General features: G+C 72.9%; 10 protein-coding genes. 3 read left to right on the forward strand and 7 right to left on the reverse strand.

Going from position 1 to position 12,888, the window contains the following annotated elements; all coding sequences use genetic code 11:
* Window positions 1-76: 76 nt before the first annotated feature.
* The 3 genes from C1703_RS13215 to C1703_RS13225 form a co-directional block, all read right to left on the reverse strand.
* Window positions 77-1,225 carry a serine hydrolase domain-containing protein gene (locus C1703_RS13215; protein WP_114252560.1) on the reverse strand — a complete coding sequence of 383 codons (1,149 nt, stop codon included), beginning with the start codon at window positions 1,223-1,225 and terminating at the stop codon, window positions 77-79.
* A gap of 60 nt (window positions 1,226-1,285) precedes the next feature.
* Window positions 1,286-3,046 (reverse strand): TIGR03767 family metallophosphoesterase, encoded by a 1,761-nt coding sequence (locus C1703_RS13220; protein ID WP_114252562.1) that lies wholly within the window; start codon window positions 3,044-3,046, stop codon window positions 1,286-1,288.
* A gap of 243 nt (window positions 3,047-3,289) precedes the next feature.
* Window positions 3,290-3,748, reverse strand: a complete 459-nt coding sequence (locus C1703_RS13225; RefSeq protein ID WP_198678160.1) for an NUDIX hydrolase — start codon at window positions 3,746-3,748, stop codon at window positions 3,290-3,292.
* Between the two features lie 240 nt (window positions 3,749-3,988).
* Here C1703_RS13225 and C1703_RS13230 point away from each other — a divergent pair, with 240 nt between their 5' ends.
* Window positions 3,989-7,279 carry a S8 family serine peptidase gene (locus tag C1703_RS13230; RefSeq protein WP_114252567.1) on the forward strand — a complete coding sequence of 1,097 codons (3,291 nt, stop codon included), beginning with the start codon at window positions 3,989-3,991 and terminating at the stop codon, window positions 7,277-7,279.
* 54 nt (window positions 7,280-7,333) lie between these two features.
* On the opposite strand, the gene C1703_RS13235 is transcribed toward C1703_RS13230, so the two are convergent.
* Window positions 7,334-8,209 (reverse strand): hypothetical protein, encoded by an 876-nt coding sequence (locus C1703_RS13235; protein WP_232840470.1) that lies wholly within the window; start codon window positions 8,207-8,209, stop codon window positions 7,334-7,336.
* Window position 8,210: 1 nt separating this feature from the next.
* Entirely contained in the window at window positions 8,211-8,723 is a 513-nt protein-coding gene (locus tag C1703_RS13240; protein WP_114257405.1) for a sigma-70 family RNA polymerase sigma factor, read from the reverse strand.
* Between the two features lie 435 nt (window positions 8,724-9,158).
* On the opposite strand from C1703_RS13240, the gene C1703_RS13245 reads away from it, so the two are divergent.
* Window positions 9,159-10,175 (forward strand): aspartate-semialdehyde dehydrogenase, encoded by a 1,017-nt coding sequence (locus C1703_RS13245; RefSeq protein ID WP_114252569.1) that lies wholly within the window; start codon window positions 9,159-9,161, stop codon window positions 10,173-10,175.
* Here the strand turns inward: C1703_RS13245 and C1703_RS13250 are convergent.
* Together C1703_RS13250 and C1703_RS13255 are read right to left on the reverse strand one after the other, a co-directional pair.
* Window positions 10,172-10,654 (reverse strand): DUF1203 domain-containing protein, encoded by a 483-nt coding sequence (locus tag C1703_RS13250; protein ID WP_114252571.1) that lies wholly within the window; start codon window positions 10,652-10,654, stop codon window positions 10,172-10,174. The genes C1703_RS13245 and C1703_RS13250 overlap by 4 nt on opposite strands.
* 5 nt (window positions 10,655-10,659) lie before the next feature.
* Entirely contained in the window at window positions 10,660-11,895 is a 1,236-nt protein-coding gene (locus C1703_RS13255) for an MFS transporter (protein ID WP_114252573.1), read from the reverse strand.
* 96 nt (window positions 11,896-11,991) lie between these two features.
* On the opposite strand from C1703_RS13255, the gene C1703_RS13260 reads away from it, so the two are divergent.
* A complete protein-coding gene (locus tag C1703_RS13260) occupies window positions 11,992-12,888 on the forward strand; it encodes a LysR family transcriptional regulator (RefSeq protein ID WP_114252575.1) in 897 nt (298 codons plus the stop codon).

A 12,888-nucleotide genomic window follows, 5' to 3' on the forward strand; every position in this document is an offset into this window, starting at 1 on the left:
ACGGACCGGGGCAGGGCCAGGAGGGGGGAGGAGGGGCCGCCGGGTGCTGCCGGCGGCCCCTCCTCGACGGCGGGACCTATCTGCCGCAGAACTCCGCCTCGAGGACCGCGCCGGTGTTCCCCGACCAGTCGCCGTTGAAGTTGACGGCCAGGGAGTGCCGGCCGTCCTCGGTCGTCACCGCCATGGAGTTCGAGCCGGTGATGCCTCCGGCGTGGCCCCAGACGTGGACGCCGCAGCTGAGCTCGACGTCGGCGAGACCGAGGCCGTAGCGGTAGGTGCGGGTGGCGTCGACCGTGGTCTTCATCTTCTTCAGCTGTTCGGGCGGGAGCAGCCGCCCGCGCAGGAGGGCCGAGTAGAAGCGGGTCACGTCGGCCGAGTCCGAGACCATCTCGCCCGAGCCGTAGGCCAGCCGCGGGTTCAGCTCGGTGACGTCGTACGTCGGGCCGGTCGCCGTCCTGGCCAGCTTGGAGTAGGCGCGGCTGCTGGGCTCGGGCAGGGTGGTCCGGTTGCCGGGGACCGAGGTGGAGGTCAGGTGCAGAGGGTCGATGATCCGGCGCTTGATCTCGTCGCCGTAGGCGTGGCCGGTGGCCTTCTCGATCACCCGGGCGGCCAGGACGTAGTTCGTGTTGGAGTACTCCCAGGACGCGCCCGGCTCGAAGTACGGCTCGTTGCGCAGGGCGATGGCGAGCAGGTCCTCGGGGGTCGCCTCGTCGAAGCGGTGTTTCAGGAAGCCGTCCGCGGTCATGTACGTCTGCTGGAAGCCACGGTCCTCCAGGTAGTCGAAGATGCCGCTGGTGTGGTCCAGGAGCTGGCGCAGGGTGATCCGGCGGCCGTCGTGGCCGTTGCCCCGGACCACGCCCGGCAGCCACTCCTCCACCGTGTCGTCGAGGGAGAGCCGCCCCTCGGCTTCCAGTTGCAGCACGACCGTGGCCACGAACGTCTTGGAGATGCTGGCGACCCGGTAGTGGTCCCGCACCGAACGCGGCTCGCCCGTCCTCAGGTCGCCCACGCCCGCCGTGGCCGCCCAGGTACCGTGGCCCCGCCGCACGGTCACCGTCGCGCCCGGCACACCGTCCGCGACCGCGGCCCGCACCGCCCGCCGGGTCGCGTCGTGGCCGCCGTGCGCTGCGGCCGGAACCGCCGCCAGTGCGGGCGTCACCAGGGCCGCCGACAGGGCCGCCGCCGTCGCCGCCGTCAGGGTCGTCGTCCGTACGCGTCTCTTCATGTGCCGAGGGACCCCGGCCGCCCGGGGCGGGTTGACCGGCCCGGGCGGGTTGAGCGGGTTTCAGCCCTTCTTGAGGACCAGTTCGGTGTTGCGGTCCTCCGGGTCGCCGCCGAGGGTCGTGCTCGCGCCCGGGGCGTTGAGGGACAGTTCGCGGTAGAGGGCCGCGAGGCCGGTCTGGGACAGGTCGGAGAAGTCCGTGCGGTGCGGGGCGGAGGACTCCACCAGCGTGGTGAACAGGGAGATCGTGCCGTCCTTGTTGTCGGTCAGCTCGATCACCCGGGCCAGCTGGGGGTAGTCGACGTGGGAGGCGGTGGAGATCTCCCAGAAGGAACCGCCGGCGGACGTCGCGTGCGGGGTGATGACGTTCTTGTGGATGTGGCCGTTCACCCACGCGAGCACGTTGCGGTGGCCGCCGAGCAGGGCGAGCACCTCCTGGCCGGTGTGCCGGCGCTCGTAGGGGCGGGCCGGGTCGCGGCGGGTGTTCGTCATCGTCTTGCTGGTGTGGTGACTGAAGATCACCGCGTAGGAGTCCTTGTTCTCCCGCAGGGTCCGGTCCAGCCACTTCAGCTGGCCCGCGCCGAGGGAGCCCTCGTAGTGGCCGCCGGCGTCGGTGGTGTCCAGGCTGATGCCGATGACGTCGTCGGAGATGCGGAAGGCGTAGTACTGGGTGCCCGCGTCCAGGTTGGCCGAGGAGTAGCCGTGACCGGCCGGGCCGATGCCGCGGTAGGCCGGGTCCAGGTGCGCCTTGATGTAGTCGGTGGGCGTGAAGGGGGCGCGGCTCTCGTCGGGGGTGACCGAGCGCATGGCGCGGGCGTGGGACTTGAGGAAGTCGTGGTAGCGGACGCCCTCGGGGTCCCGGGCCTTCTTGATGAGGGTCTGGAGCCGCTGCGCCTCGGCCGCCGACACGTTCATCAGCTTCTTGCCGCCGACGGCGAGTTCGGTGAGGTAGGAGTCGCCGTGCGAGGCGTAGCAGCCCATCGGCAGGGAGTCGTGGTTGCCGACGGTGGAGTACCAGGGCAGGTTGAGGCCGGGGCTCTGCACCTCGCGGATGGCCGCCTTGAGGAAGCCGTCGAGGTGCGGGAAGCCGGCCTGCTTGTCGGTGTCGCGGACCGACGCGTCCGGCTGCCAGTAGAGCTTGAGGCCGCTGTTCTGGACGCCCTCGTACTGGCGCGGGTCGCCGGTGTTGGGCGTGATGCGCCCGCCGCTCATGATCTTCAGGAACCACTCCAGCTCGGACTTGGCGTTGTTGTCCGTGTTGTCGCCGGTGGTCATGGCGAAGTGCAGCGGGGCGCCGGTGACGGGGGCACCGCGCAGCGCGTTGATCCGCTCCACCAGGGCGATCGCGCCCTGCACGGTCAGCGCCTCGTGCGGCCGCCAGGCGTGCACGTCGGACGAGCGCAGGTACTCCAGGCGCAGCGGGTGCTGGGCGTCGATGATGTGCAGGTCGGTGAGCTGCACGAACGCCGCCAGCGCGGTACGGCGCCCGGCGCGGCCGGACTTGGGCGCGGCCAGCTCGGAGCGCACGACCCGCTGCCAGCCGGGTCCGTCGCCCAGGCGCCGGTATCCGGAGCCGGCGCGCGGGGTGGCGACGGACGCCACGGTCGTGCCCTTGGTGTAGGGGGCGAGCGGCGCGGCCGGTGCCTGGCGCGAGGAGGCGGCCACGGCGGCCTTCGTGCTCTCCTTGGCCGTGGCCGCCTGGCTGTCGCTGGGCCGCAGGGCGTAGCCGGCGCCCGCGGACAGGGCGACCGCTCCGGTGGCGGCGAGGACGGAACGACGGTGGATGCCCTGGCCGGAGCCGGCGACTGAGCGTGTGCGCGACATGCGCTTCTCTCCCCGAGTGCGAACGCGTCGGCAGTGGTCGCGGGGTGTTCGTTCACGTGAACACCCCGCTCGTACTGGATCGTTGGCAGCGGGGATGACCTGCGCGTAAACGCGGCGGCAACGGGCAGCGCCGATCACCGTACGTGGATCTTGGACTACCCTGCGCGTCGTCGTCCGCTCCGGGAACGGTCGGGAGCCGGTCACACGGCGTTCATCTTCCGGGGTACTGCACCTAGTCCGGACCTAGTCCAGGGCGCCTGCCAGCCGTCCGGTCACCGGCCGCTCGCGCCACATCCGCAACGCGATGTCGACCATGGAGACCCGGGCCAGACCGGGCACGGCGTCGAGGTCCTGCCAGGCCGCGAGGTCGGTGGAGCCGTTCACCTCGTAGCGCAGTTCGCCGCCGATGACGCGGCCCTCGTAGACGAGCCGGACGGCGTGGTGGTCGACGGCGGGTCCGATGCCGTTGCGGAAGACCCGGTGGGAGGAGTCCACGCCGAGCAGCCCGGTGACCTCGATGCGGTAGCCGGTCTCCTCCTCCACCTCGCGGCGCACGGTGTCGTAGGGATCCTCGCCGTGCTCCATGCCGCCGCCGGGCACGACCCACTCGGGCGTGCCGTCCGGCGCGGGTGAGCGGGCGAGGAGGATCTGTCCGTCCCGGACGCATACGGCGTAGGCCGCCACCCTCAACCTCTGTCGCATTACGGGACGTTAACCCGTGACACCCGACGAGCGGGCCGATTCGCCGCGTTCGGGCCGCATGTCCGTAAAGCACATAGCGGGTTTTCCCCATGCGTCCATTTCGTTTCGGTCAACCATCCCCAAACTTCCGTCCCTTGCGTAAAGCTGTGCGATCGTCCGGGCTTGCGTTCCGGACGGTCGCGACCAGGACCGATCGGACCCGGTCGCTCCCGCTCGTTCCTTTACCTACAAGGGATGCCGATGACCCTCACCCCCCAGCGTGACCCGATAACGGGCCCGAGACGAGTGGCGCGCATCGCCGTCGCCGCCGGTCTCGTCGCCGCGCTCTCCGCGGCCGGGCCGGTCCCCCTGGCCTTCGCCGCCGACGGCCCCGGCGCCGCCGCGCCCACCGACGCGGACGTCAAGTCCGCGCACGACAAGCTCGGCTCCGACGACGCGGACCTGCTCGCCGAGGCCAAGGCCGACGGCGACAAGACCGTCACGATGATGATCGCCACCGCGCCCGGGCAGACCGAGCAGGTCGCCGGTCAGCTGGACGCGGTCAAGGGCGGCGTGGTCGGCCGGACCGACGACAAGCTGGGCTACGTCCGCGCCACCGTCCCGACGTCCCGGGCGGACTCGGCCATCGCCGCCGCCGTCAAGCTCTCCTCCGTGCACGGCATCGACCTGCGCGAGGAGATCCCGCTGGACGACCCGACGCCGAGCGCGGACGCCGCCAAGGGCGCCAAGGCCGCGGGCACCTACCCGGCGCCGGGCAAGAAGACCCCGGCGGAGAACCCGTACAACCCGTCCTTCGAGACGGGCGCGGTCGACTTCGTCGAGGACCACCCGAAGGCGGACGGCCGCGGCATCACCATCGGCATCCTCGACTCCGGCGTGGACCTCGGCCACCCGGCGCTGCAGAAGACCACGACCGGCGAGCGGAAGATCGTCGACTGGGTGACGGCGACGGACCCGGTCGTCGACAGCGACAACACGTGGCGCCGGATGGACACCTCCGTCGCGGGCCCCACCTTCACGCACGGCGGCACCACCTGGAAGGCGCCCGCGGGCTCCTACCGGATCAGCACCTTCAAGGAGTCGTACACCACCGGCGGTGACGCCGCGGGCGACGCCAACCGCGACGGCGACAAGACCGACGAATGGGGCGTGCTGTACGACCCGGCGGCCGGCACGGTCCGCGTCGACCTCAACGACAACCACGACTTCGGTGACGACACCGCGATGAAGCCGTACAAGGACGGCTTCCAGATCGGGTACTTCGGCACCGACGACCCGAAGACGGACGTCGCCGAGCGGCAGCCGTTCGTCGTGGAGATCCGCAAGGACGTCGTGTACAACGGCGCCGGCGCCAAGGCCGACTTCGTCAACATCGGCGTCATCGAGTCCGAGCACGGCACCCACGTGGCCGGCATCACCGCCGCCAACGGCCTGTTCGGCGGGAAGATGAACGGTGCCGCGCCCGGCGCCAAGCTGGTCTCCTCCCGCGCCTGCACCTGGTCCGGCGGCTGCACCAACGTCGCCCTGACCGAGGGCATGATCGACCTCGTCACCAAGCGCGGCGTCGACATCGTCAACATGTCGATCGGCGGCCTGCCGGCGCTGAACGACGGCAACAACGCGCGCGCCGAGCTGTACACGCGCCTCATCGACACCTACGGCGTCCAGCTGGTGATCTCCGCGGGCAACTCCGGCCCCGGCGCCAACACCATCGGCGACCCGTCGCTCGCCGAGAAGGTCATCTCGGTCGGCGCGTCCGTCTCCAAGGAGACCTGGGCCGCCAACTACGGCTCGGTCGTGGAGAAGAAGTACGCGCTGATGCCGTTCTCCTCGCGCGGCCCGCGTGAGGACGGCGGCTTCACCCCGACCCTGGTCGCCCCGGGCGCCGCGATCAACACGATCCAGACCTGGATGCCGGGCCAGCCGGTCGCCGAGGCGGGCTACACCCTGCCGGCCGGCTACGGCATGCTGCAGGGCACCTCGATGGCCTCCCCGCAGGCCGCCGGTGCCGCCGCGCTGCTGCTGTCCGCCGCGAAGCAGAAGAAGATCGACCTCACCCCGGCGACCCTGCGCACCGCCCTCACCTCGACCGCCGACCACATCAAGGGTGTGCAGGCGTACGAGGAGGGCGCGGGCCTCATGAACATCGAGGACGCCTGGGACGCCATCCGTGACGGCGCCACCTCCCACGCCTACACGGTCAAGGCGCCGGTCGACACCGCGCTCGACCAGTTCCTGAAGACCCCCGGCTTCGGCACGGGCCTGTACGACCGCGAGGGCGGCCTGAAGGCCGGCCAGAAGAAGACCTACGAGGTGACGATCACCCGTACGTCCGGCGCCGACAAGGCGATCCGGCACGAGCTGCACCTCGAGAACAACGCGGGCGGCACCTTCCGGATCGTCGGCTCCGACGAGGTCAGGCTGCCGCTGAACCAGCCGGTGACCGTCAAGGTCCAGGCCGCGCCGAAGTCCGCGGGCATCAAGAGCGCGATCCTGGAGGTCGACGACCCGAGGACCGAGGGCATCGACAAGCAGGTCCTGAACACGGTCGTCGTCGCCGAGCCGCTGAAGTACACCTTCGCCGCCTCGGACTCGGTGCAGCGCAACAGCTCGGACCACTACTTCGTCACCGTCCCCGAGGGCGCCAAGTCCCTCGAGGTCGCGATGAGCGGGCTGAAGGACAAGAGCCAGACGCGGTTCATCTCCATCCACCCGTACGGCACGCCGGCCGACCCGACGTCGACGATCAACTGCTACCCGAACTACCCGAACCCGGCGAACACCTGCCGCCCCGACGTGCGTTCCTACGCGAACCCGCAGCCGGGCGTGTGGGAGATCGAGGTCGAGTCGCGCCGGACGTCGCCGCTGCTCGACAACCCCTACAAGCTGGACGTCGCCGTCCTCGGCGCGGCCTTCGACCCGGAGACCGTGACCCTGCCCGAGGCGAAGGTCGGCACCCCGGCCGCCGCCTCCTGGAAGGTGACGAACGGCTTCGCCGCGCTCGACGGCAAGCTGGTGGGCGGCCCGCTCGGCTCGGCGAAGACGGCCCGCCCGTCGATCAAGCAGGGCGAGGCGCAGCACACGACGGTCGCGGTGCCCGCGGGCGCGAAGTCGCTGGACGTCACCATCGGCGGCGTCTCGGACGCGGCCGCCGACCTCGACCTCGCGGTCTACGACGCCTCCGGCACGCAGGTCGGCAGCTCGGCCGACGGCGACTCCGACGAGTCGGTCTCCATCCCGTCGCCGGCCGCCGGCACGTACACCATCGAGGTCGTCGGCTACGCGGTGCCGGCCGGCACCACCGCCTACGACTACCGGGACGTGTTCTTCGCTCCGAGCCTGGGCAGTGTCGGCGTCGACGGCTCGCCGGTGAAGCTCGGCACGGGCGCGTCGGCCACGGTCTCGGGCAGCGTCACCGCCACGGCGGCCGCGCCCGAGGGGCGTGAGTTCTTCGGCCAGGTGCAGCTGGTCAACGCGCGCGGCACGGCCGCGGGCGTGGGCAGCGTGAAGATCGAGAAGGTCGTGCCGTAACCGGTCACGGACATCGTTGAGGGCGGGCGTCCGTACGGGCGCCCGCCCTTCGCGCTACTCCTCGCAGGGATACGTGCGTGACTCGGGCAGGGCGGCCGTGATCCAGGCCCTTTCGCGGGCGATCTCCTGCTCGTCCGTCGTCCACAGGTCGGGCTCCGCGTGCCCCTGCCGGATGCCGACCAGGACGTGGTCGCCCGGCCGCAGCGGCGGGTCGATCCCGGCGTCCATGGGGAAGACGACCCGGTCCCGGCCCTCGGCGGGCTTGTAGTGGCGGTCCACGTCCAGGGTGACGCGGTTCCGGCCGGTGCCGGGGACGGCCTCGACCTCGGCGACGGTGCCCTCGACGACGAGCCGGGCGCAGGCGAGGTAGCCGGCTTCACTGAGCTTGCCCTCCTCGGCCCCGTACCCGGCGCCGCTCTCCGCACGGGCCCCGCTGTCGGCCGCCGAGCTGCTGGCCGTGTCGTTCCCCGCCCCGGCACCGCTCTGCACGACGACCCAGCCCAGGCCCACGACCGCGGTGGCGACCGCGGCCGCGGCGAGGCCGCGCAGGGCCAGGACCAGGGGTCGGGGGCGGGTCCGGGGTCCGGGTCGGGGCCGCACCGACAGCGGCGTCACCGCGGACGGGTCGGCTCCGGCCTGTCGCGCCAGGGTGTCCCCGATCAGCCCCAGCTGTTCCCGCAGCAGCGCCACGTCCGCGGCAGCCGCGCGGTGGGCGGCCATGAAGCCCGCGTCACGGCGGGCCGCCGACGGCAGGGGATCGCCGACGAGCACGGCCATCAGCGGATCCAGGCCGTCGTACGCGCCACCGTCGTACGCGTCACCGTCGTACGCCTCACCGTCGTACGCCTCACCGTCGTACGCCTCACGGCCGGGCTCGCCACCGTCGTACGCGTCACCGTCGTGCCGGGCGTCGTCGTTCCGGGCGGTCATGTCACACCACCTCGTCCTCGTGCAGGCGGGCGCGCAGGGCCCGTACCGCCGTGTGCAGCCTGCTCTTGACCGTGCCCTCCGGGACGCCGAGCTGCTCGGCGATGGACCGGACCGGCAGGTCGGCGTAGAAACGCAGGACCACGACCTGCCGCTGGGCGTCGGGCAGCGCGTCCAGACCCTGGGCGACGGCGACGGAGAGCACGCTCGTGTCCTCGCCGGAGGGGTGGGCGATCTGCCGCAGGGCGGCCAGCCGCTCCCCGAGCCGCTCCTGGCGGCGCTTGGCCCGGTGCCAGTCCATGGCGAGGTTGGAGGCCACGACCGCCGCCCACGCCGAGACGTCCCGCGGCGCCTCCCGCCCGCTCGCGGCCCGCTCCAGCAGCCGCAGGCGGACCTGCTGTACCCCGTCCGGCAGGTCCGCCTGCGGCACGCCGCCCAGCGCGAGCACCGCCCGCACCCGGCGCTCCTGTGCCGCGTCCAGCGGATCGGCGTCGTTCAGCTGATCGGCGTCGTTCAGCGGAACAACGTCGCCCGGCGGACCGTCGCCGGCACCGGCACCGGCGCGCGCCTCCTCCCGGCCGCGCCGGGCTCTTCCGCGCAGCAGCACAAGCCACCCCCCTCACCGTGTTTCTCCTACGACGCCGGCACGGCCCGGAACGTTCGGCCGACTTTCCTGCCGGTTCCGCCGAGGCGACAGAGGCGTACGTCACACTTCCGTGTGGCCGAGACCGACAGGGGCAGGCGAGCTTGCGGCGCGCGACCCCCGCCGGATGAATATCTCCAGCTCAGCGGGGTCGACACCGCAGGTCCGCAACCAGGGAGCGGGACACGTCGTCCCACTCCCCGGGCAGTCCGGGGAAAGAAGTGGACAGACGGGCCGTGGTCGGCCGCATGATGGAAAAGCCTCGGCCAAGCAACGAGCACGTGAAGAGACGCAGGAGAGGGAGTCACCGTGAGGGTCGGAATCGTCGGAGCCACCGGACAGGTGGGCACGGTCATGCGCAGGATCCTCAAGGAGCGGAACTTCCCGGTCACGGAGCTGCGCCTGTTCGCCTCGGCCCGCTCCGCGGGGACGGAGCTGGACGGCGTGACGGTGGAGGACGCGGCGACCGCCGACTACACCGGCCTGGACATCGTGCTGTTCTCCGCGGGCGGTGCCACGTCCCGGGCGCTGGCCGAGAAGGTCGCCTCCCAGGGCGCCGTCGTGATCGACAACTCCTCGGCGTGGCGCAAGGACCCGGAGGTCCCGCTGGTCGTCTCCGAGGTGAACCCGCACGCGATCAAGAACCGCCCCAAGGGCATCATCGCCAACCCGAACTGCACGACGATGGCCGCGATGCCGGTGCTGCGCCCGCTGCACGAGGAGGCGGGCCTGGAGGCCCTGGTCGTCGCCACGTACCAGGCGGTGTCCGGCTCCGGCCTCGCGGGCGTGGCCGAGCTGCACGGGCAGACGCAGAAGGTCGTCGCCGACGCGGACCAGCTCACGCACGACGGCGAGGCCGTCGACTTCCCGGAGCCCGGCGTCTACAAGCGCCCCATCGCCTTCAACGTGCTGCCGCTGGCCGGTTCGATCGTCGACGACGGCCTGAACGAGACCGACGAGGAGCAGAAGCTCCGCAACGAGTCGCGCAAGATCCTGGAGATCCCCGAGCTGAAGGTCTCCGGCACCTGCGTGCGCGTCCCGGTCTTCTCCGGCCACTCCCTCCAGGTCAACGCCCGCTTCGCCCGCCCGATCTCCCCGGAGCGCGCGACGGAGCTGCTGAAGGACGCCCCGGGCGTCGAGCTCTCCGACATCCCGACCCCCCTCCAGGCCGCCGGCAAGGACCCGTCCTACGTCGGCCGCATCCGCCGCGACGAGACGGTGGACAACGGCCTGGCCCTGTTCGTCTCCAACGACAACCTCCGCAAGGGCGCGGCACTGAACGCCGTACAGATCGCGGAACTGGTGGCGGCGGAGCTGAAGGGCTAGGCCCTGCGCACCTCATAGAGGAAACACCCGTACTCGACGGCCCGGACGTGGACGAGTGCCACGGACGGGTCGTCGAACGCTTCCGCGAGGGCCTGTTCGAAGGCGGCCGGGCTCTCGACCAGCCGCCCGCCCAGGATGTGTCCCTGCGTGGAGTAGCGGCGCAGTACCCGGTGGGCGTTGGTGAAGGGCAGGGCGCCGTCGGCCGGGGCCTCGCAGGGGTCGGCGTGGATGAAGACCGGGCCCTGTTCGTCGTAGGGCCCCGGCTCGGCTCCCGTGGCGGACGCCCAGCGGCGCAGGGGCGCGTAGGAGACCAGGGCGATCCGCTCCCCGGGCTCGCTGCGGCGCAGGCAGCAGCGGAGCGGGGCGTCGCCCTCGGGGTCGGTGAAGGGGGCCGTGGGGCGGCCCGCGTCGTCGGTCGCGCGCAGTTCCTTCAGGGCCTGCGGGTCGATGGGGCGTGGGGTGTACGTCGTCGTCGGCATGGAGATCAGACTCGCTCGCGCGGGGCCGGGCCACCGGCGGGATCCGGACGTCGTGTTCCCGCGCTCAGCGCCGCCGGCAGGGCGAGCAGCGCCAGTGCGCCGCCGGCCGCCAGCACCGCCGTCGGCCCCAGCGCGTCCGCCGTGCGGCCACCCGTGAACGCCCCGAGCGCGATCGCCGTGTTGAAGACCCCGGCGAACAGCGCCGACCCCGCCTCGCGCGCCCGGGGCGCCGCCGCCGACAGCCAGTTCTGGGCGGAGACCGAGACGCCCCCGTAGACCAGGCCCCACAGCACGAGCAGCGCCGTGGCAGCGGGGAGGGAACCGGCCGCCGGGATCAGCAGCAGCACCACGGTGCCGAGTCCGGCCGCGATGGCGGGCAGGGTCCTGCGGGGGTCGCGGGCGGCCAGTGCGCCGCCGGCGAAGGTGCCGGCGACTCCGGCGATGCCGTAGCCGAGGAGGAGGGCGCTGACGGTGCCCGCGCCGAGGCCCGGGACGCGGTCCAGCACCGGGCGGACGTAGGTGTAGGCCGCGAAGTGGCCGGTGACCAGGAGCAGCGCGGCCAGCAGGCCGCGCGCCACGCCCGCCGTGCGCAGCAGTCCCGCGAAGGTGCCCGGGCGGACCGGGCTCCCGGGCGGCAGCGGGGGCAGAGCGAGGTACAGGGCCGCCGTCACCGCGAGTGCCAGGCCGGCCAGTGCCGCGAAGGCCCAGCGCCAGCCCGCGAGGGATCCGAGCAGCGTGCCGGCGGGGACGCCGAGCACCGAGGCGACGGCTATCCCGCTGAAGATCAGCGCGGTCGCCCGCCCGGCCCGCTCCGGCGGCATGAGCCGCGTCCCCAGCCCGGCCGCGATCGCCCACACCCCGCCGATGCACACCCCGACCAGGGCGCGCGCGAGCAGCAGGACGGCGAGGTTCGGGGCGAGGGCGCAGAGCAGGTTGGCGGCCGTGAGCAGGAGCAGCAGGGCGCACAGCACGGTGCGCCGGTCGGCGCGGCGGACCGCGAGGGGCAGCAGGGGCGCGCTCGCCGCGGCGACGAGGCCGGGCAGGGTGACGGCGAGCCCGGCCGTGCCGGCGGAGACGTGCAGGCCGGCGCCGAGCGGGGTGAGCAGGCCGACCGGGAGCATCTCGGTCGTGACGACGGCGAAGGTGGCGGCGGCGAGGGCCAGGACAGCGGGCCAGGGGCGGGCCGGTGATGAGGTGGCGTCGGTCCCCTGCGGGGCCGTCGCGGACGTCGTGGAAGGCATGTCTCCACCTTTTTGCGGCGCCCGCCCGGGAACAACGGCGAAGTCCTCACCCTTCCATGAGCGGGACTGATCGATCCGAACGGGAGGGAAACCGCCGTGGCGGGGCTGGAGTTGCGTGAGCTGGAGTGCTTCCTGGTCCTGGCCGAGGAGCTGCACTTCGGCCGGACGGGTGAGCGGCTGTACGTCTCGCAGAGCCGGGTGAGCCAGTTGGTGAGCGCGCTGGAGCGCCGGGTGGGCGGCCGGCTGGTGCACCGCACCAGCCGCCGGGTCGCCCTGACCCCGCTCGGCGAACGGTTCGTGCAGCGGCTGCGCCCGGCGTACGGCGGGCTGCGGGAGGCCGTGGAGGACGCGCGGGCGGCGGCCCGGGGTGTCGAGGGCGCCCTGCGGATCGGCTTCCAGGGGACGGCGGACGCCGGGCTGGCGGCGGCGGTGCGGGCCTTCCGGTCGGCGCACCCCGAGTGCGCCACGGACCTGGTGGAGATCCCGCTCGCCGACCCTTTCGGCGGGGTGCGGGACGGCGCGGTGGACGCGGCGGTCGTGCTGCTCCCGGTGCGGGAGCCGGACCTGGTGCTGGGGCCGGTGTTCTCGCGGCGGCCGCAGACGGTGGCGGTCGCCCGGGACCACCCCTTCGCGTCCCGTGCTGCGGTGTCGGCGGCGGAGGTCGCGGAAACACCGCTGGTCACGGCCGGACCCCCGGCGCCGGCGTACTGGCGGACCGCCCACGCCCCGTCCGCCGTCCCTGGCCCGGCGGTCAGCACCCTCCAGGAGGGGCTGACCCAGGTCGCCGCCGGGCGCGCGGGGATGCTGCTGTGCCGTCCCACGGCCTCCTACCACCGGCGTGAGGACGTGGCGTTCGTACCGGTGGAGGGCGTTCCGGAGTCCGCGCTCGGCCTGGTGTGGCACCGGGACGGGGAGTCCGCGGCGGTGCGGGCCTTCGCCCGGACCCTCGCCACCCGAGGGGTATCCCTAGGAGACGCCCAGGTCGTCGCCTGA

It is taken from the genome of Streptomyces sp. Go-475 (genome assembly GCF_003330845.1).
In the GTDB taxonomy this organism is placed as follows: domain Bacteria; phylum Actinomycetota; class Actinomycetes; order Streptomycetales; family Streptomycetaceae; genus Streptomyces.